The sequence below is a fragment of the Kitasatospora sp. NBC_00240 genome (assembly GCF_026342405.1).
Taxonomy (GTDB): domain Bacteria; phylum Actinomycetota; class Actinomycetes; order Streptomycetales; family Streptomycetaceae; genus Kitasatospora.
Genome location: NZ_JAPEMU010000001.1, coordinates 2,130,749 through 2,148,793 on the forward strand (window position 1 = coordinate 2,130,749; position 18,045 = coordinate 2,148,793).

Below are 18,045 nucleotides of genomic sequence, written 5' to 3' on the forward strand. Positions count from 1 at the left end.
GCGGCGCAACGGGGCTGCGCCGACCGAGGGACCCTACGACGGCGGCTGCCGGGATCGGCGTCCCGGCTGTGCCTAGTCTCCGGGACAGGGAATGCCGGCCTCCCCGGCCGGCAGCAGAGACGGCCCCGTCGGGGCCGCTGCCCGTCGAGAGGACCTCATGCGAGAAGAGAACCGCGAGCCCGGCCGCCGGAGCATGATCCGCGGGCTGGTCGGCGGTGGTACCGTCGCCGCCCTGGCGGGTCCGGCGGCGCTGCTGCCGCCACGGGTCGCCCGGGCGGACGCACCGGCCGCCCCCGGCGGTGACCCCTTCGCGCTCCCCAAGTTCGAACCGAACGGCCGGGTGAGGGAGTTCTGGATCCAGGCGGAGTCCTTCGAGCACAACGCGGTACCCAACGGCACGGACGCCATGATGGGCCGGCCCTTCACCCCCGAGCAGACCACCTTCTGGGCGCTGGGCTACCGCGCCTACACCGCCGGCTGGGAGAGCCCGCTCGACCCGGACCTCGGCCCGGACGGCATCGGGGCCAACTCCGGCATCCCCGGACCGGTGCTGCGCGCCGAGGCCGGCGACGTGCTCCGGGTGCACTTCCGCAACAACGACGAGCACTACCGCTGGCCGCACAGCATGCACCCGCACGGCGTGATGTACGACCGCGACAACGACGGCGGCTGGCTGGCCGACGACGAGAAGCGGGCCGGCAGCGCCGTGCCGTACGGCGAGAGCTTCACGTACACCTGGTACTGCCACCCGAGTTCGGTCGGTACCTGGCCGTACCACGACCACTCGTTGCCGCAGACCCCGCCGGGGGCCGACCCCTCCGCGGGCGCGGCGGCCGACGCCGCGGCCCGGGCGCGGGCGTCTCGCTCGCAGCCCCGGCAGAGCGGGCCGGAGCAGGAGGGCGACCGGCAGCGCGAGGGCGCGGCCGGCCCGGACGGCGCTGCCGGACACCCGGGCGCCGCCACGCACCAGGAGCAGCCGCGGCACCCGGGCGGCGGGGACCCGGGGGACCACGACGGCGCGCAGCACCCCGGGCACGAGGGCGGCCAGGACGGCGGCCAGCAGGGCGGCGAGGACGGGACGCCGGGCGGTGGGGCCGGCGACGCGCAGCATCCCGGTCACCAGGGCGGCCAGGACGACGGCCACGGGACCGGTCAGGACGACGGGACGGCCGCGGGCCAGAACGACGGCCACGGCAGCATGGTGATGGAGATCGGCGCCGAACTCGGCCTGTTCGGCATCCTGGTGGTGACCGACCAGCAGACGCCGTCGGTGGACCGGGAGTTCGTTATCTTCCTGCACGACCTGAACCGGCGCTCGGCCCGCTCGCTCGGCCAGGGCCTCAACATGTTCAACGGCCGGGCGTTCGTGGACAACACCCCCACCTGCACGGCGAAGGTCGGCGACCGGGTGCGGTGGCGGATCGCCTGCCTGGGCGAGGAGTTCCACGTCTTCCACATCCACGGGCACCGCTGGCGCAGCCGGCAGGGCTACCAGGGCTGGGTGGACTCGCAGATCATCGGACCGTCCACCACCCTGACCATCGAGTACACCGAGGACAACCCGGGTGACTGGATCTACCACTGCCACGTCACCCACCACATGACGGGCGGCATGGTCGGCCGCTACCTCGTCACCCCGTAGCACGCGCCCTGCTCCCGGCCGCGTACGACGGCCGGGAGCAGGGCAGGAGCGGGACGGCCCTCGAGGGGCCTGGTGAGCTGTCGGGTCAGCTGCCGGGGACGGTGTCGGTGAAGGTCGTGCCGGCCGAGCGGTAGCCGGCCACCTTGGAGGTCACCTGGGCCGGGCTGAGCACCTGGTCCTTGATGAAGTACACGTAGTCGACCTGCTCGTTGTACGACCGCGGGGTGCTGCTGGTCTGGCCGTTGAGGTCGATCAGCCAGTGGTTGAAGTCGATCCACTGCGGCGTCTCGGGCAGGTACGGCTCGCCGTGGGTGCCGAAGACCTGGCCGTCGATGTAGTAGGTGATGCTGGTGTTGTCGACGGTGAGCTGCAGGTCGTGCCAGCCGTCGTAGGACTGCCGGCTCTCCACGTGGGCGTTGACGGCGTTCCACGGGTCCGGGTTGTAGGTCTCCCAGGACGTGCTGTACATGATGTTGCTCTGCTCGCCCCAGCCGCCGTTCGGCAGGTACTCGAAGTCCTGCTCGCTGTAGTTCGGGTCCATCGGCGCGTTGAGCGGGGTGAAGGTGAAGAAGGTCTGGTTGACGTGGTCGCCGTCGGGGCCGCCGGTCGGGGTGTCGTTGAACTTGACCCGTGCGGCGTAGGTGCCGTTCTTGAACTTGCGCGCGGTGGTCTGGAGTTCGGTCTCCTTGGTGCCGGCGGCGGTGCCGTCCGTGGTCAGCCGCATGTTCATGATGCTGTTGCCGCCGGAGGACTGGAACGTGATGTCCTGCGGTGACCAGGTGGCTCCGGGCACCCCGGGGCCGCCCTGGCCGGACTTGACCGTCCAGCCGTGCGCCTGGACGGCCGGGTCGCCGCTGGCGCTGTAGTTGAAGTCGTCGAACAGCGCCGGTGCGTTGGGGTCGACCGGCGGCGTGGTCGGCGGGGTGGTGGGGGGCGTGGTCGGCGGGGTGGTGGGGTCGTTGCCGGCCGGGGCGGTGCCCCAGAGCACGGCGCCACCGCGCTGCAGGGTGACCTTGGGCGCGTTGGCGTACGTGGTCTGCGTGCCGTTGAAGGAGTAGTCGTCGGACTGGGTCAGGGTCTGCCAGTCCGAGCGGTAGAAGCGCAGCTGCATGTCGCCGGTGTTCTGGCCGGGGGCGAGCGAGCCGGCGCCGGCGGTGAAGCCGATCTCCAGGTAGCGGTCGGCCGTGGCCGTGGGGTTGGCCAGGGTGCCGAAGGTGCCGGTGATGTTGCCGCAGCCCTTTACCGCCCAGGAGCAGGCGTAGCGGTACGTCACGTTCGGGCCGTCGGACTTGAAGTAGTACCGCAGCGTCACGCCGGCGAGCGGCACGTTGGTGGTGCCGGTGTTGGTGATCTCCAGCCACGGCTCGGACTGGTCGGCGGTGGCACCGCCGGCGCTGGTGCGGTACTGCGCGGTGAGCGAGTCCGTCGCGGCCGAGGCCGGGACGGTCACCAGCGCGGCGCAGGCCAGGCCGGCGGCCGTGCAGACTGCCATCGCCGTCCGGGCACGGGCGGGTATGCGGAGTCGTGCTGACACGGTGATCCCTTCAGAGTGGGGGCTGTGCGGGATTACTACGGGGGTGGTGCGAGCGGTGTGACCGGTACCGGTCCCGGTCACCGCGGGGTGGTGGTGCGGTTGATCCCCAGCGCGTGCAGGCGGGGCCCGTGGTCGCGCAGGGCGGGCAGGAAGTCGGTGGTCCAGTCGCTGGACGGGTTCCACGCGCGGTCGGCCAGCGCGCAGAGCCGGGGGAAGGCCAGGTAGTCGGCCTGCTCGGCGGTGGTGATGAACTCGCTCCACAACTGCGCCTGGGTGCCCAGCACCCGGGCGGTCGCGGCGGGCTCCCAGTGCGCGGGGGCCGGCTCGTTGTCGTGGACGGCCCGCAGGTCGACGATCTCGCCGGCCTGGCCGAGCGGCTCGGTCGGCGCGTCCGACTGCGGGTAGTCGAGGTAGGTGGAGCGGTGGGGCGCCATCACCACGTCGTGGCCCCGGCGGGCGGCGGCCAGGCCGTGGTCGCCGTCGCGCCAGGGCATCACGGTGAACTCGGGCGGCACCCCGCAGGAGCTGTCCTCGGCCCAGCACAGCGGGCGGCGGCCGCGCTCGACCAGGAACTCGCCGATCCGGCCGAGGAACCACCCGTGCAGTTCCTTGGGCGCGGCCAGCCCGAGCTCCGCGGCGCGGCGGCGGGCGGCCGGGCTGTGCTCCCACTCGGTGGTCGGGCATTCGTCCCCGCCGATGTGGATGTACGGCGAGGGGAAGACGTCGAGCACCTCGCCGAGGACGGTACGGCAGAACTCCAGCACCTCGTCGTGGACGCCGAGGACGTTCTCGCACACGCCCCAGTCGGTCCAGACGTCCAGCCGGCGGCCGGGCACGTTGCCCAGGTGCGGGTAGGCGGCCAGCGCGGCCCGGGCGTGGCCCGGCATCTCGATCTCGGGCACCACGGTCACCCCGCGCTCCGCCGCGTACCGGACCAGTCGGCGCAGTTCCGCGACGGTGTACGAGCCGCCGTGCGGGCGATCGTCGTAGCGGGTGCTGCCGGCCTGCCCGAGCATCGAGCGGGCCCGGACCGAGCCGATCTCGGTGAGCAGCGGGTAGGCGCTGCTCGGCATCCGCCAGCCCTGGTCGTCGGTGAGGTGCAGGTGCAGCACGTTCAGCTTGTGGAAGGCCAGCAGGTCGACGGTGCGCAGCAGGAACGGCAGCGGCTGGAAGTGCCGGGCCACGTCGACCATCACGCCGCGCCACGGGTACCTGGGCACGTCGGTGGTCTCCAGGCAGGGGATCCGCCAGCTCACCTCGGGGGCCGGGCGGTCCAGGAGTGCCTCGGGGGGCAGCAGTTGGCGCAGGGTCTGGACGCCGTGCAGCAGTCCGGCGGGGCGGGCGGCGCGCAGCCGGACGCCGTCCGGGGTGACCCGCAGGTGGTAGCCCTCCTCGCCGAGCGCCGCGTCGGCGGGGTCGAGGGACAGCTCGACGGCGGCCTCCTCGCCGGCGCCGGCCGGTGCCAGCGGCAGGCCGGTGGCGGGGGCGAGCAGGGTGCGCAGCAGGTCGGCGGCGGCGCGGGCCTCGCCGTCGGCCCGGAGGGTGCCGGCCGGGCCGAGGGTGAAGTCGCCGGGGCCGCGGAGCAGGCGGGCGGGCTTCGGAATGATCACGATGGGTCTCCTGGGGAGGGGGCGGGGGCGCGGTCAGCCCTTGACGGCGCCGGCGGTCATTCCGGAGGTGACCTTGTTCTGCAGGACGAGGAAGACCAGCAGGACGGGGAGCATGAAGAGCGAGGAGGCGGCCATGGTGGCGCCCCAGTCCGTCCCGAAGACGTTGGCGAAGGAGGAGAGCCAGACCGGCAGGGTGCGGGCGTCCTGGTTCTTGATGATCAGGGTGTTGGCGAAGGCGAACTCGTTCCACGCCGTGATGAAGCCGAACAGCGAGGTGGAGAGCAGGCCCGGGGCAAGCAGCGGCAGGGTGATCCGGCGGAAGGCGCCGGCCCGGCTGCAGCCGTCCACCTGGGCGGACTCCTCCAGCTCCACCGGGACGGCGGCGAGGAATCCGCGCAGGGTCACGATGGTGAAGGGCAGCGTGGTCATGAAGTAGACCAGGGTGAGCATGGTGAGGCTGTCGAGCATGTCGGTGTCGCGGGCGATCACGTACATCGGGATCAGCAGCGCCTCCCAGGGCGCCATCTGGGCGACGAAGACCATCAGGATGAAGGCCCGCCGCCCGCGCCAGCGCAGCCGTCCGACCGCGAAGGCCGCGCAGAGCGCCACCAGCAGGGACATCAGCACCGCGCCGCAGGTGACCAGCAGGCTGTTGCGCCAGAAGGTGGCGAACCCCTCGGCGTGGACGGCCGTCCGGAAGTGCTCCAGCGTCGGGTGCAGCGGCAGGAAGGTGGGGGTGTCGGCCTGGATGTCGGCGGTGGGCTTGAGGGCGGTGATCGCCATCCAGTACACCGGGAAGGCCGAGAGGGCGAGCACGGCCAGGGCCGCGAGGTTCAGCGGGACGCGGCGCAGCGCCCGGCTCGGCGGGTGGTTCACAGGGCTTCTCCTTCCTGGCGGAACATCCGGCGCAGGTTGAACACCAGGGCGGCGGCCAGGATCGCCACGGTCAGGGTCGAGACGGCGGAGCCCAGGTCGTACTTGTGCAGGGACTGCGCGATCTGGAAGGCGTAGACCGGCAGGGTGGTGGTGGCGTCCCCCGGCCCGCCCTGGCTGATCACCCAGATCTGGGCGAAGCACTTGAAGCACCAGATCACCTCCAGCGAGGTGACCAGCGCGAACAGCGGCCGCAGCACCGGGAAGGTGACCAGGCGGAAGGTCTGCCAGGCGCCGGCGCCGTCCAACCGGGCCGCCTCGTACAGTTCGGCGGGGATGGTGGTGAGGCCGCCGTACAGGGTGAGGGCGGCGAACGGGACGGACTGCCAGACGATCAGGGCGACCAGGATGAAGAAGGTCGAGCCGCGGTGCGCGAACCAGGCGTAGTTCTGGAAGGAGTGGAACCCGAGCGCGTCCAGGGCCCAGTTGACCACCCCGAAGCGGGACTGGAAGAGCCATTGGAAGATGGTGGTGGCGGCGATCACCGGGGTCGCCCAGGTGAGGACGAGCCCGCTCATCACGGCCAGCCGCATCCGCCGGCCGAGTGCCTTGAGCATCAGGGCGGTCAGGGTGCCGAAGAGCATGATCAGGCCGGTGTTGAGGGCCGTCCACCACAGGGTGCGGCCGGTCACCGTCCAGAAGTCGGGGTCGCCGAGCACCTGGGTGTAGTTGGCGAGGCCCACGAACTCGGCGTTGCCACGGATGAGTTCGGCCATCCGGAAGTGCTGCACGGACATCAGCAGGTTCCGGGCGACGGGGTAGAGCAGCAGGAACGCCGTGCCCACGAGCGTCGGGGCGATCAGCAGGTACGGCCAGGCGGCGGCGAGGCGGCCGCGCCGGGCCGGGCGCCGCACGGGCGGGGGCGCCGCCGGGGCGGCCGGCCGGGTGTCGGCCTGGGGTGCGGTGAGCACGGCGTGACTCCCGTCAGGAGGTGCTGTTGAGGGCCTTGGTGATGGACTCGGTGGCGGACCGGCCCGCGGCGGACGGATCGGCCCCGGTGAGCACCTGGGTCATGTACTGCTTGATCGGGTTGTTCGCCTCGACCGCGGCCCAGTTCGGGGAGTTGGGGGTGGCGTGGCCGTTCACCGCACCGGCGGCCATCGCCGAAGCGCCCTCGTTGCCGGAGAGCACGCCGGCCAGCGAGGTCCGGTTGGGGACGTAGCTCATCTCCTTGGCCATGTCCGCCTGCCACTTCTCGCCGGCCAGTGCCTTGACCACCTCGTACGCGGCGCTCTGGTGCTTGGAGGACTCGGGGATCACCAGGTCGGAGCCGCCGGTGAAGACCGCGCCGGGCTTGTCCGCGGTCTTGCCGGGGATCGGGAAGAAGCCGAGCTTGTCCTTGAGCGCGGGGTTGGCCTTGATGATCGCGGCCGCGCCGCCGGGGGTGGAGATGACCTGTGCGCTCCTGCCCTTGGCGAACACCTCGGCCTGCAGCGGCTTGGCCTCGTCGGAGTCCTTCGGGCCGCTGCCGAGGGCCTGGAGCTTCTGGTAGAAGTCGATCCCGGCCTTGGCCTGCGGGGTGTCCAGGGTGCCCTTCCACTTGCCGTCGGCCCCCTTGGCCGCCAGGTCGCCGCCCTCGTCCCAGACGAAGCCGGCCAGCGCGTACCAGGTCTGGCCGGTGAGGTAGATGCCGTCGTTGCCACCGGTGTTGAGCTTGGTGGTGTCGGCGATCCACTCGTCACGGGTCTTCGGCGCGCTGGTGATGCCGGCCTGGGCGAAGAGGTCCTTGTTGTAGATGACGACCCGGTTGGCGGCGTACCAGGGGATGCCGTACTGCTTGCCGTCGATCTTCCCGGGTTCGGCCAGGCCCGGGATCCAGTCGCCGCCCTGGAGGTCGGTGACCTTGTCGGTGAGGTCCTTGACGCCGCCGCTGGCCGCGTACTGCGCGACCTGGGTGTTGCCCACCTCGATGACGTCCGGGGCGTCCTTGCTGGCCAGCGCGCTGGTGATCTTCTGCCCGATGCCGTCCCACTCCTGGATCTGGATGTCCAGGGTGGTGCCCGCGTGGGTGTTCTCGTAGTCGGCCCGGAAGCGCTGGAGGAAGCCGTCGGAGACGCTGTCCCGCATGATCCAGACCGTCAGCCGGGACGGCGCGGCGGCGTCGGAGCCGCCGGAACCGCCGTCGGCGGACGAGGAGCAGGCGGTGAGGCCGGTGAGGGCCAGCACGGCGGCCGTGGCGAGGGCGGCGACGGAGCGCGAGCGGGAGGGCGCGGGGGGTCTCATGGAGGAGGTCACCTCGAAGGGGAGCGAGTGGAACTTACCAGTTGCCGACTGGAGCGGCACTGGTAAGAGAAGGTGGCATGGACCACTTGGCGCGTCAAGACCTACGGACGGGCCGCTTCTCCTGGAAGCATCCGGGTAACCGGTTCAACTGGTCAGCACCTGGTCAATGAGGCTCCGACGACCCCGAACCCGGGCCCCAGCGGCCCACAACACCGGAAATGCACTCCCACCGGCCACCGGACACTGGCAAACTGGTCAACATCTGGCTAGTCTCGGCTGGTCATATATCCGACCGCAGGAAAAGGAGATCAGTCCATGGGCGCCGAGGACTCCGGTCCCGTTCTCAAGCGCACGCGAGTCCGCGACTACCTCAGGAATCTCGTCGAATCGCAGGCCGCCGGCGACCCGATCCCCTCCGAACGGGCCCTGTGCGAACAACTCGGGGTCTCCCGGCCGACCCTGCGGGCGGCGGTGGACGAACTCGTCACCACCGGGCTGATCGTGCGCGAGCACGGCCGGGGCATGTTCGTCGCACCGGCCAAGATCACCCAGGAACTGGCGATGGCCGGCGAGGACAGCGCGTTCGTCCTGCCGCGCGCAGCCGGCAGCTGGGCCAGCCGGGTGCTGGAGTTCTCCGTCATCCAGGCCGGCGCCCGGGTCGGCCGGAAACTGCACATCTCGCCCGCCGCCGAAATCGTCTACATCGCCAGACTTCGGCTGGTCGACGGCGAACCGATGGCGATCGAGCACCTGCACGTACCCGCCGCCCTGGTACCGGGCCTGACACCGGCGGACATGGAATCCGGTGACTTCTACGAACTCCTCCGGGACCAGCACGGCATCCAGGTGCACCAGGCCGTCCAGTCCATCGAACCGACCGTCACCAGCGAGCGGGAGGCGCGGCTGCTCGCCGTCCCCGTGCTCTCCCCCGCGCTGCTCTTCGAGCGGCTGACCACCGACGGAACGGGACGGCCGGTGGAGTACGTGCACTCGCTGTACCGGGGCGACCGCTACCGGATCGTGTCCCGGATCTCGCTCGCCGACCCCGGCCACCCCGCGCCGGCCACGGACCAGGACGCCTCCCGGCACCACCCGGGCATCCCGCCGGGCGACCTGACCAGTGGCGCCGGCGGCCGGACGGTGACGGTCGGCGACGTCCAGCCGACGGCCTGACGCCCGGGCACCGCCGGCCGGGGCACCGCCGGCCGGGGCACCGGACGCGGGACGGCCCGGGCAGGGTGTCACCACCCGCCCGGGCCGTCCCGACCCCTCCGGCCGGCTCACTCGAAGCGGAGCCCGTCCGGCCGCGCCATCCGGAACAGCACCGGCAGCGTCAGCACGGTGACGCCCAGCACGGCCGCGGCGGCCGTGCCCGCCGTCATCAGCACGCCGGGCCAGGCGATGTGCACCGGCAGCCCGGCGAGTCGGAGCAGCAGCCCGCCCGATCCGGCCCCGACCGCGGCGGCCAGCGCCAGGCCGAGCAGCCGCCGACGGCGGAGGACCCTTGCGCCACCGGTACCGGGCGGCGTTAACTAGCATCGCTAGTTATGCACGGTGCGGCACCGGCCGGGCCGGCCCAGGAAAGGACCCCCTCGTGCCGCAGCACACCGACCAGTACATCGACGGAGCCTGGCGTCCTGCCCTCACCGCCGACTCCCTGCCGGTGCTGAACCCGGCCACCGAACAGGTCCTCGCCACCGTCCCGGCCGGCGGCCCCGCCGACGTCGACGCCGCCGTGGCCGCGGCCCGGGCCGCCGCCCGCGGCTGGGGTGCCACCACCCCCGAGCAGCGCCTGGCCCCGCTGACCCGGCTGCGGGACGGCCTGGCCGCCGCCCAGGGCGAGATCGCCGCGACGGTGGTCGCCGAACTCGGCTGCCCGATCGGCTTCGCCACCGGTGTCCAGGCCGGACTGCCGCTCGCCGTCGCCGACTCCTACCTCGGCATCCTGGCCGGGTACGAGTTCCAGGAGCGGACCGGCAACTCGACCGTGTTCGCGGAGCCCGTCGGCGTGGTCGCCGCGATCACCCCCTGGAACTACCCGCTGCACCAGATCGTCGCCAAGGTGGTGCCCGCCCTCGCGGCCGGCTGCACCGTCGTCCTCAAGCCCGCCGAGGACACCCCGCTGGTGGCCCGGCTGTTCGCCCGGCTGGTGCACGGGGCCGGCTTCCCGGCCGGGGTGTTCAACCTGGTGACCGGCCTCGGCCCGGTCGCCGGCGCCGCTCTCGCCGGCCACCCGGACGTCGACCTGGTCTCCTTCACCGGCTCCACCGCCGTCGGCCGGACCGTCGCCGAGACCGCCGGGCGCGGCATCAAGCGGGTCGCCCTGGAGCTGGGCGGCAAGTCCGCCAACGTGGTGCTGCCCGGCGCCGACCTGGCGCGCGCGGTGAACGTCAACGTCGGCAACGTCTTCGCCAACTCCGGCCAGACCTGCAGCGCCTGGACCCGGCTGCTGGTGCACCAGGACCAGTACGAGGAGGCGGTCGCGATCGCCGCCAAGGCCGCCGCCAAGTACCTGCCCGGCGATCCGACGGATCCGGCGACCAGGCTCGGCCCGGTGGTCAGCGCCGGCCAGCGCGAGCGGGTCCGCGGCCACATCCGCGGCGCGCTGGCCGAGGGCGCCCGGCTGGTGGCCGGCGGCCCGGAGGCCCCCGAGGGCCTGGACACCGGCTTCTACGTCCGCCCGACCGTGCTGGCCGACGTCACGCCCGGGATGGCCGTCGCCCAGGAGGAGATCTTCGGGCCGGTACTCTCGATCCTCGGCTACCGCGACGAGGAGCACGCCCTGGAGATCGCCAACGGCACCCGGTACGGCCTGGCCGGCAGCGTCTGGGCGGCCGACGAGGAGACCGCCGTCGCCTTCGCCCGGCGGATGGACACCGGCCAGGTCGACATCAACGGCGGGCGCTTCAACCCGCTGGCCCCCTTCGGCGGCTGGAAGGGCTCCGGCCTCGGCCGGGAGCTGGGGCGGCACGGCCTGGAGGAGTTCCTCCAGCCGAAGTCGCTGCAGTTCTGACCCGCCGGCCGGCCCACCACCACTCCCCCGCCCCGGCCTCCCCCGGCCCGACGAAATCCGAGGAGGACCCATGGTCCGCGCCGCCCTGCTCACCGCCCCCGGCCGCCCGCTGGAGCTGGTCGAGATCGACCTGCCCGCCCCCGGCCCCGGCCAGGTCCGGGTGAAGCTCGCCGCCGCCGGCGTCTGCCACTCCGACCTGTCGCTGGCCACCGGCCTGCTGCGGGCCGCGACCCCGGTGGTCCTCGGCCACGAGGGCTCCGGCACCGTGACGGCCGTCGGGGAGGGCGTCACCTCGGTACGCCCCGGCGACGCCGTCGTCCTCAACTGGGCACCCGCGTGCGGCACCTGCCACCTCTGCGCGCTGGGCGAGCCGTGGCTGTGCGAGAACTCCGCCGGCGCCTCCACCCAGCCGTACGCGGCACTCTCCGACGGCACCGGCGTCCACCCGGGTCTCGGCGTCGCCGCCTTCGCCGAGGAGACACTGGTCGCCGAACGCGCCCTGATCCCGCTGCCGGACGGCGTGCCGCTGGCCGCCGCCGCACTGCTCGGCTGCGCCGTGCTCACCGGCTACGGCGCGGTGCACAACGCGGCCCGGGTCCGGGCCGGGGAGTCGGTGGTGGTGATCGGCCTCGGCGGGGTGGGACTCGCCGTGCTGCAGGCCGCCCGGATCGCCGGCGCCGGCCCGATCGTCGCGGTGGACGTGACCCCCGAGAAGGAGGAGCTGGCCCGCCGCCACGGCGCGACCGACTTCCTGCTCTCCGACGAGCGGACCGCCAAGGGGGTACGGCAGCTGACCGGCGGCCACGGCGCCGACCACGCCTTCGAGTGCGCCGGCCGGGCGAGCACCATCCGCACCGCCTGGTCCGCCACCCGGCGCGGCGGGCGCACCACGGTGGTCGGCATCGGCGGCAAGGACGACCTGGTCTCCTTCTCCGCACTGGAGGTCTTCTACTTCGCCCGCACCCTCAGCGCCTGCGTCTACGGCAACAGCGACCCGGTCAAGGACGTCCCGGTGCTCGCGGAGCACGTCCGGGCCGGCCGCCTCGACCTGGAGTCGCTGATCACCGACCGGATCACCCTGGACGAGATCCCGGCCGCCTTCGACCGGATGGCGGCGGGCCGGGGTGGCCGCTCGCTGGTGGTGTTCTAGGCCGTCCCCCGGCCCTGACCTGGGATCACGAGCCGGTCAGGGCCGGCGAGCACCGGGGCCAGGGCGGTGCCGAGCCGGTCCAGCCACCGCTCCGCCGGGCCCCGCAGCCAGGGGTGGTCCGCGCGGAACGCCGCCCAGTCCTCCTCCCGTACGCGCAGGGTCTCCGGCCGGAAGTTCTCGGGGGCCCGGGCCCGGGTGGGTCCGAGGACCGTCCGCAGGAGGCGGGGCGGCAGCGCGGTACGCCCGTCCTCCGCCAGCAGGACGGCGTCGTACAGGTCCTTCGCCTGCGGCCGGCCGTCGACGGTGGCATCGGTGTGCAGCCAGCGGAGCTTCCAGGCCAGCGAGAGGGCCCGGCTCGCTGTCCGGACCACCGCCGGGGCGCCGCCGTCGCCCCTGGGCACCGCCGTCAGGACGGGCGGCTCGGGGAAGCGCTCGTCCTGGGCGAAGTCCAGCTGCAGTTCGCCGGGCGGCAGCCCCGGCGCCTGCCACGGGATCCGCAGCCGCACCCCGGGCAGGCCGCCGTCCACGGTGGCGTACGCCCAGTTGCCCTCCTCACGCGCCCGGTCGGCGGCCAGGAGCACGCCGGGCGCCGCCTCCGGCCGCCGGCGCAGCAGGTCGAGCAGGTCGCCGTAGGGCGGGCCCGGATCGCCCGGCAGCGGACGGGGCTCGGGCGCGGTCATCCGGGGCCGCCCGGCCGGTCGTCTTCGCACACCCGGCCGACTGTAGCGTCCGGCACCGACAGGACTCCCGGACGGTCGGACCGGGCGGTGCCCCGCCGCTGGCCGGACAGTGTCGGTGCGTCGTCCGGGCGGTGTCGGTGCGTCGTCCGGGTGACACCCCCGGCGGCGCGCGGCCGCCCGGCAGCGGGCCGCTGACAGCATGGCCGCACCGAGCGCCACTGTCCGGCTCGGCCGCCCGGGTGTGAGGAAGTACCACCATGCGACTGCCCGTTCGAATTCCCGTCCCCCCGCGCGTACGGCTGCGCGGCCTGCTGACCGTCCTCGGCGCGGCCGCCCTCGCCCTGGCCTCCACCGCGCCCGCCGCCTTCGCCGACCGGAGCGCGGGAACGCCCGAGGGAGCCGCGCTGGTCGGCTGGTTCGACTACGGCCCGCTGCTGGACGCCGGGCTCCCGCTGTCCCTCGTCCCGTCGTACGGGAATCCGGAGCCCCGGCCGGCCTACTAGACCAGGACCCGTCGGATCCGCCGCCGCCCCACGAGCACCGCCGGCCTCCCGAAAGGGCGGCCGGCGGTGCTCCCGTCGGCAGCCGGGTCGCGGGGTGTCCGGGGAGGCGGCCCGGGCGCCGGCCCGCCCCCGGAAGGTCGGTCGTGGCAACCGCCGTTCCAGGAAGGGGCCGGGCCGGGCACAGTGGATCAGCGGTGCCGGCGGCTACCCGCCGTGGACCTCGAACTCCCACAGGGAGTAGCCCCAGCTGGTGCCGCGCTGGGTTCCGTACATCCGGACGTACCGGCCCGAGCCGCTGAGCCCGGTGAGGTCGTCGACGCCGCCGGCGCCGGTGGTGGTGGAGTAGATGGTGGTCCAGGTGGCCCCGTCGTTGGAGACCTGGATCTGGTAGGCCTTGGCGTAGGCGTTCTCCCAGGTCAGCTTCACCTCGCCGATGCTGTAGGTCGCACCGAGGTCGACCTGCAGCCACTGCGGGTCGGTGTAGTTGCTGGCCCAACGGGTGGTGTTGCCGCCGTCCACGGCGGAGGAGGGGCCCAGCGTGGCGATGTTCGACTCGGTGCTGGACGCGGTGGCCGGCCGCCCGAGGGCGAGGTTCGGGTTCGGGTGCGTGGCGCCGTAGACCTCGAACTCCCACAGGGAGTAGCCGTAGGTGGTGGCGCGCTGGGTCGCGTTCATCCGGATGTACCGGCCCGAGCCGCTGAGCCCGGTCAGGTCGTTGACGCCGCCGGTGCCGGTGGTGGTGGAGTAGATGGTCGTCCAGGTGGCCCCGTCGTTGGAGGTCTGGATCTGGTAGGCCTTGGCGTAGGCGTTCTCCCAGGTCAGCTTCACCTCGCCGATGCCGGTCGTGGCGCCGAGGTCGACCTGCAGCCACTGCGGGTCGGCGTACTGGCTGGACCAGCGCCTGCCGTAGCTGCCGTCGGTGGCGTTGCCGGCGGGGAAGTCGGCGGTCTCCGTGGAGGACGCGGTGGTCGGCCGGTTCAGGGCCAGATCGCCGCCGGCCACGTCGGCGGGCCAGCCGGGGGCGTGTCCGATCGCGGCGATGACCGCTTGGAAGGCGCTGAACGTCGAGACCGGCTTGGGAGATCCCCAGGTCTGCTGGGCCAGGTCGCGCAGCGGGTCCATGATGCCGCCCGCGATCTGGTTCTCGGTCTCGGCGTTGGGGTTGTCGCACCAGACGTGCAGGGTCGACCCCAGGTTCTTGGAGGGGTCGGTCAGGGTGGCGCCGCCCTGGAAGATGCCGGGGTTCCACTGCTCGTACATGTAGGCCGTGTCGGGCTTCGCCCCGCCGAGCACGTAGTAGGTCGGGGTCCACGAGCCGTTCTGCACCCGGTGACCGGCGGTGACGAGCTGCTGGGGGGTCAGGCCGTAGGTGTACCAGTAGTCGACGGTGATGTCGGCGGCCACCGCAATCGTGCCGTCGCCGGAGGCGATGCCGTCGTTCCAGACCCGCATCGCCTTGCCGGCGCCGCGCACGACGGCGTCGGCCCAGCGGATGAACCCGTAGAACACGTCCTTGGGCTTGGCGGAGGCCCCGTACTGCTGCTTGGCGTAGGCGGCCAGTTGCGGGTAGCGGGCGTAGTCGGCGCCGTACTCGTCGGCGCCCAGGTGCCAGTAGCCGCTCGGGAACAGCGGCAGGTACTCGGTGATCAGGTCCTTCATCAGCTGGTACGACGCCGGGTTGGACAGGTCGATGTTCCCGCCGTCCGGGGTGCTGCCGTCGGCGGCCCTGAGCTTGAGCTCGGGGTGGGCCGCCAGGATGGTGTCCATGTGCCCGGGCATGTCCAGCTCCGAGACGACGGTGACGTGGTACTTCGCGGCGAAGGCGATCAGGTCGGTGATCTCCTGCTTGCTGTAGTGCTGTGCCGAGACGATCTCCGGGTGGGTCGCACTCTCCAGCCGGAAACCGAGGTTGTCGGACAGGTGCAGGTGGAGGTAGTTGAGCTTGAGGTAGGCCATGTCCTTGATCTGGTTCTGCAGCCAGGACACCGAGAAGTACTTGCGCCCGGCATCGACCATCAGGCCGCGCTCGGCGTAGGAGGACCAGTCGCGGGCCGTACCGGCCGGGACGGTGGCGGACTGCTTGAGCAGTTGCAGGACCGTCCGGGTGCCGTAGAACGCCCCGGCGTCCGTGGCGGCCTGGACCTTGATCGAGGTGCCGACGGACAGCGAGTAGCCCTCGGCGCCGAGACCGGTGTCGGTCGATCCGAGCGTCAGGAAGATGTCGCCCGCCGCGACGGATCCGGCGGTACCGGTCGTCTGCGCCACGGTGACGCCGGTCAGCTGTTTGACGTCGTCCGCCAAAGTCGCTGAGCTGGCGGCGAGTTGGCTGGCATAGGTGCTGTCGACGACGATGTGTGAGGTCGGGCCGAAGGTGTAGGAGGTGCCGGTGCCCGGCGTCCACTGCTGGAGGGCGGGGATCGTCCGGGGCGGCGACGCGGCCGCGTGTGCTTGCGGTCCGGTGGTTCCGATCAACCCGGCCAGGGCTAATCCGAGGATGGCGAGCAGTCCGGCGGGGCGGTGGTACGACTTCTTCACTGCTGACTCCTTGAGGACGAGTGGCGCTGGTGAAGTCGACTGCTATTGGTCTAGACCTATGTGGGGTTGGGTCCATACCAGTGACCGAAAGTAGACTGACGGGCGCCAAATCTGTCAAGAGTGCGCAGGAATACGGGGCGAATCGGACGCACCGTGCCGTCCACCGCGCTCTGCCTGCACGTGACCCGGTCCCGGTAAACCTGGTAGGGGCCGGCTTTCCTGACGGACGGACGGGCGATCGGCCCGCACGCCTGACGCATCGACTGTTCGACCGACGTCGCCCAGCACCCTGAGTCTTCGACGCCCGCGCGTGGGCCCCGGCCCGCGACCGCCCAGCCGGCCCGTGGCCCGGAGCGACCGGGTGCGCGCCCGTCGGGGGGACGCCGGTCTGCCGCTGCCGGAGCAGCTCGTCCCGCAGAGGTGCCGTCGTCGGGGCGAACTGGTGCCCGACGGGCCGGGAGCAGCGAGGTCCGTCCGGGGGAGGGTCGACGGCGACCGGTTCCGGCCCCGGTGGACTGCCGTCACGGACCGTCCGCAGGAGCTCGGGAACACCCGCCCGGGCAGCGGGGAACGGACGCCCGGCGGGGCCCGGCGGGGAAGGGACACCCGGCAGGGCCGGCGGGGAACGGACGCCCGGCGGGGAACGGCGGGGCCCGGCGGGGCCAGGCGGGGACCGGACCGCACCCGGTAGGGGCACGGGTGCCCCGGCCGACGCCGGCCGGGGCACCCGACCGGCTCAGGCCAGGTCGATGCCCGGGTACAGCGGGAAGCCCGCCAGCAGGTCGGCGGAGCGCTTGGCGACGCCCTCGCGCAGCGCCGCGTCCAGCGCGTACTGGGCCTTGGACGGCGCGCCGGAGGCGGCGGTGACCGGGGTGGTGCCGCGCAGCACGGTGTCGATCAGGCCGGCGATCTCGTCCATCTCCGCGACGCCCAGGCCACGGGTGGTCAGGGCCGGGGTGCCGAGGCGGACACCGGAGGTGTACCAGGCGCCGTTCGGGTCCTGCGGGACGGCGTTGCGGTTGGTGACGATGCCCGCGTCGAGCAGCGCCGCCTCCGCCTGGCGGCCGGTCAGGCCGTAGCCGGAGACGTCGGCGAGCACCAGGTGGTTGTCCGTACCGCCGGTGACCAGCTTGCCGCCGCGCCGCAGCAGGCCCTCGGCGAGCGCCGAGGCGTTCTCGACGACCCGGCGGGCGTAGTCCTGGAACTCGGGGCGGCGGGCCTCGGCGAACGCCACGGCCTTGGCGGCCATCACGTGCGAGAGCGGGCCGCCGAGCACCATCGGGCAGCCCCGGTCGACGTGCTCGGCCAGCTCCGACTCGCAGAGCACCATGCCGCCGCGCGGGCCGCGCAGCGACTTGTGGGTCGTGGTGGTGACGATCTGCGCGTGCGGTACCGGGTCGAAGTCGCCGGTCAGCACCTTGCCCGCGACCAGGCCGGCGAAGTGCGCCATGTCGACCATCAGGGTGGCGCCGACCTCGTCCGCGATCTCGCGCATCAGACGGAAGTTCACCAGCCGCGGGTACGCCGAGTAGCCGGCCACCAGGATCAGCGGGCGGAACTCGCGGGCGGTGGCGCGCAGCGCGTCGTAGTCGATCAGGCCGGTGGCCGGGTCGGTGCCGTAGCTGCGCTGCTCGAACATCTTGCCGGAGATGTTGGGCCGGAAGCCGTGGGTGAGGTGGCCGCCGGTGTCCAGGGACATGCCCAGCATCCGCTGGTTGCCGAGCTCCTGGCGCAGCTGCGCCCAGTCCTGCTCGGTGAGGTCGTTGACGTGCCGGGCCTGGGCGCGGGCCAGGGCCGGGCTCTCCACCCGCTGGGAGAGCACCGCCCAGAAGGCGACCAGGTTGGCGTCGATGCCGGAGTGCGGCTGGACGTAGGCGTGCTGGGCGCCGAAGAGCTCGCGGGCGTGCTCGGCGGCGAGCGCCTCGACGGTGTCGACGTTGCGGCAGCCGGCGTAGAAGCGGCGGCCGACGGTGCCCTCGGCGTACTTGTCGCTGAACCAGTTGCCCATCGCGAGCAGCACGGCGGGCGAGGCGTAGTTCTCGCTGGCGATCAGCTTGAGGGAGGCGCGCTGGTCCTCGACCTCGGCGCCGATGGCGTCGGCGATCCGCGGCTCGACCTGGCGTACGACGTCCAGGGCGTTGCGGAAGGCGGTGTTGGCGGCGGGCGACGCGATGGTGTGCGGGGCGGCGTTCTCGGGGGCCTGGGCAGGCAAGGTGGGTCTC

At 72.9% G+C, this 18,045-nt stretch carries 14 protein-coding genes; 5 read left to right on the forward strand and 9 right to left on the reverse strand.

Going from position 1 to position 18,045, the window contains the following annotated elements:
- The first annotated feature begins 157 nt into the window (after window positions 1–157).
- Window positions 158–1,642 (forward strand): multicopper oxidase domain-containing protein, encoded by a 1,485-nt coding sequence (locus OG689_RS08935; RefSeq protein WP_266319181.1) that lies wholly within the window; start codon window positions 158–160, stop codon window positions 1,640–1,642.
- Window positions 1,643–1,727: 85 nt separating this feature from the next.
- On the opposite strand, the gene OG689_RS08940 is transcribed toward OG689_RS08935, so the two are convergent.
- From OG689_RS08940 to OG689_RS08960, 5 genes are all read right to left on the reverse strand, one after another.
- Complete coding sequence (locus OG689_RS08940) at window positions 1,728–3,134, reverse strand: cellulose binding domain-containing protein (protein WP_266319182.1); 1,407 nt, start codon at window positions 3,132–3,134, stop codon at window positions 1,728–1,730.
- 119 nt (window positions 3,135–3,253) lie between these two features.
- Window positions 3,254–4,786: a beta-N-acetylhexosaminidase gene (locus OG689_RS08945; protein WP_266319184.1), complete on the reverse strand. Its 1,533-nt coding sequence runs from the start codon at window positions 4,784–4,786 to the stop codon at window positions 3,254–3,256.
- Window positions 4,787–4,819: 33 nt separating this feature from the next.
- Complete coding sequence (locus OG689_RS08950) at window positions 4,820–5,662, reverse strand: carbohydrate ABC transporter permease (RefSeq protein ID WP_266319186.1); 843 nt, start codon at window positions 5,660–5,662, stop codon at window positions 4,820–4,822.
- A complete protein-coding gene (locus OG689_RS08955) occupies window positions 5,659–6,573 on the reverse strand; it encodes a carbohydrate ABC transporter permease (protein WP_266326975.1) in 915 nt (304 codons plus the stop codon). The genes OG689_RS08950 and OG689_RS08955 overlap by 4 nt, the downstream gene beginning before the upstream one ends.
- A 70-nt stretch (window positions 6,574–6,643) precedes the next feature.
- A complete protein-coding gene (locus tag OG689_RS08960; protein ID WP_266319188.1) occupies window positions 6,644–7,942 on the reverse strand; it encodes an extracellular solute-binding protein in 1,299 nt (432 codons plus the stop codon).
- A 315-nt stretch (window positions 7,943–8,257) separates the two neighbouring features.
- Between OG689_RS08960 and OG689_RS08965 the strand changes: the two genes are divergently transcribed.
- A complete protein-coding gene (locus tag OG689_RS08965; RefSeq protein ID WP_266319189.1) occupies window positions 8,258–9,115 on the forward strand; it encodes a GntR family transcriptional regulator in 858 nt (285 codons plus the stop codon).
- Between the two features lie 107 nt (window positions 9,116–9,222).
- Here OG689_RS08965 and OG689_RS08970 read toward each other — a convergent pair whose 3' ends face one another.
- Window positions 9,223–9,351, reverse strand: a complete 129-nt coding sequence (locus tag OG689_RS08970) for a hypothetical protein (protein ID WP_266319190.1) — start codon at window positions 9,349–9,351, stop codon at window positions 9,223–9,225.
- Between the two features lie 185 nt (window positions 9,352–9,536).
- Here OG689_RS08970 and OG689_RS08975 point away from each other — a divergent pair, with 185 nt between their 5' ends.
- A complete protein-coding gene (locus tag OG689_RS08975) occupies window positions 9,537–10,955 on the forward strand; it encodes an aldehyde dehydrogenase family protein (RefSeq protein ID WP_266319191.1) in 1,419 nt (472 codons plus the stop codon).
- A 70-nt stretch (window positions 10,956–11,025) separates the two neighbouring features.
- Window positions 11,026–12,105, forward strand: a complete 1,080-nt coding sequence (locus tag OG689_RS08980; RefSeq protein WP_266319192.1) for a zinc-binding dehydrogenase — start codon at window positions 11,026–11,028, stop codon at window positions 12,103–12,105.
- Here the strand turns inward: OG689_RS08980 and OG689_RS08985 are convergent.
- Window positions 12,102–12,785 carry a nucleotidyl transferase AbiEii/AbiGii toxin family protein gene (locus OG689_RS08985; protein ID WP_266319194.1) on the reverse strand — a complete coding sequence of 228 codons (684 nt, stop codon included), beginning with the start codon at window positions 12,783–12,785 and terminating at the stop codon, window positions 12,102–12,104. The genes OG689_RS08980 and OG689_RS08985 overlap by 4 nt on opposite strands.
- A gap of 257 nt (window positions 12,786–13,042) precedes the next feature.
- Between OG689_RS08985 and OG689_RS08990 the strand changes: the two genes are divergently transcribed.
- Entirely contained in the window at window positions 13,043–13,288 is a 246-nt protein-coding gene (locus tag OG689_RS08990) for a hypothetical protein (protein ID WP_266319195.1), read from the forward strand.
- 204 nt (window positions 13,289–13,492) lie between these two features.
- Here OG689_RS08990 and OG689_RS08995 read toward each other — a convergent pair whose 3' ends face one another.
- Together OG689_RS08995 and OG689_RS09000 are read right to left on the reverse strand one after the other, a co-directional pair.
- Entirely contained in the window at window positions 13,493–15,823 is a 2,331-nt protein-coding gene (locus tag OG689_RS08995; RefSeq protein ID WP_266319197.1) for a discoidin domain-containing protein, read from the reverse strand.
- Window positions 15,824–16,559: 736 nt separating this feature from the next.
- On the reverse strand, window positions 16,560–18,035 hold the full coding sequence (locus OG689_RS09000) for a glycine hydroxymethyltransferase (protein ID WP_323189267.1): 1,476 nt from the start codon (window positions 18,033–18,035) through the stop codon (window positions 16,560–16,562).
- Window positions 18,036–18,045 lie beyond the last annotated feature (10 nt).

Bases quoted from the DNA above. Each gene is read 5' to 3' on its own strand.
- OG689_RS08935 (WP_266319181.1), top strand. From the start codon at position 158: ATGCGAGAAGAGAACCGCGAGCCCGGCCGCCGGAGCATGATCCGCGGG.
- OG689_RS08940 (WP_266319182.1), bottom strand. From the start codon at position 3,134: ATGGCAGTCTGCACGGCCGCCGGCCTGGCCTGCGCCGCGCTGGTGACC.
- OG689_RS08985 (WP_266319194.1), bottom strand. From the start codon at position 12,785: ATGACCGCGCCCGAGCCCCGTCCGCTGCCGGGCGATCCGGGCCCGCCC.
- OG689_RS08960 (WP_266319188.1), bottom strand. From the start codon at position 7,942: ATGAGACCCCCCGCGCCCTCCCGCTCGCGCTCCGTCGCCGCCCTCGCC.
- OG689_RS08965 (WP_266319189.1), top strand. From the start codon at position 8,258: ATGGGCGCCGAGGACTCCGGTCCCGTTCTCAAGCGCACGCGAGTCCGC.
- OG689_RS08980 (WP_266319192.1), top strand. From the start codon at position 11,026: ATGGTCCGCGCCGCCCTGCTCACCGCCCCCGGCCGCCCGCTGGAGCTG.
- OG689_RS08990 (WP_266319195.1), top strand. From the start codon at position 13,043: ATGCGACTGCCCGTTCGAATTCCCGTCCCCCCGCGCGTACGGCTGCGC.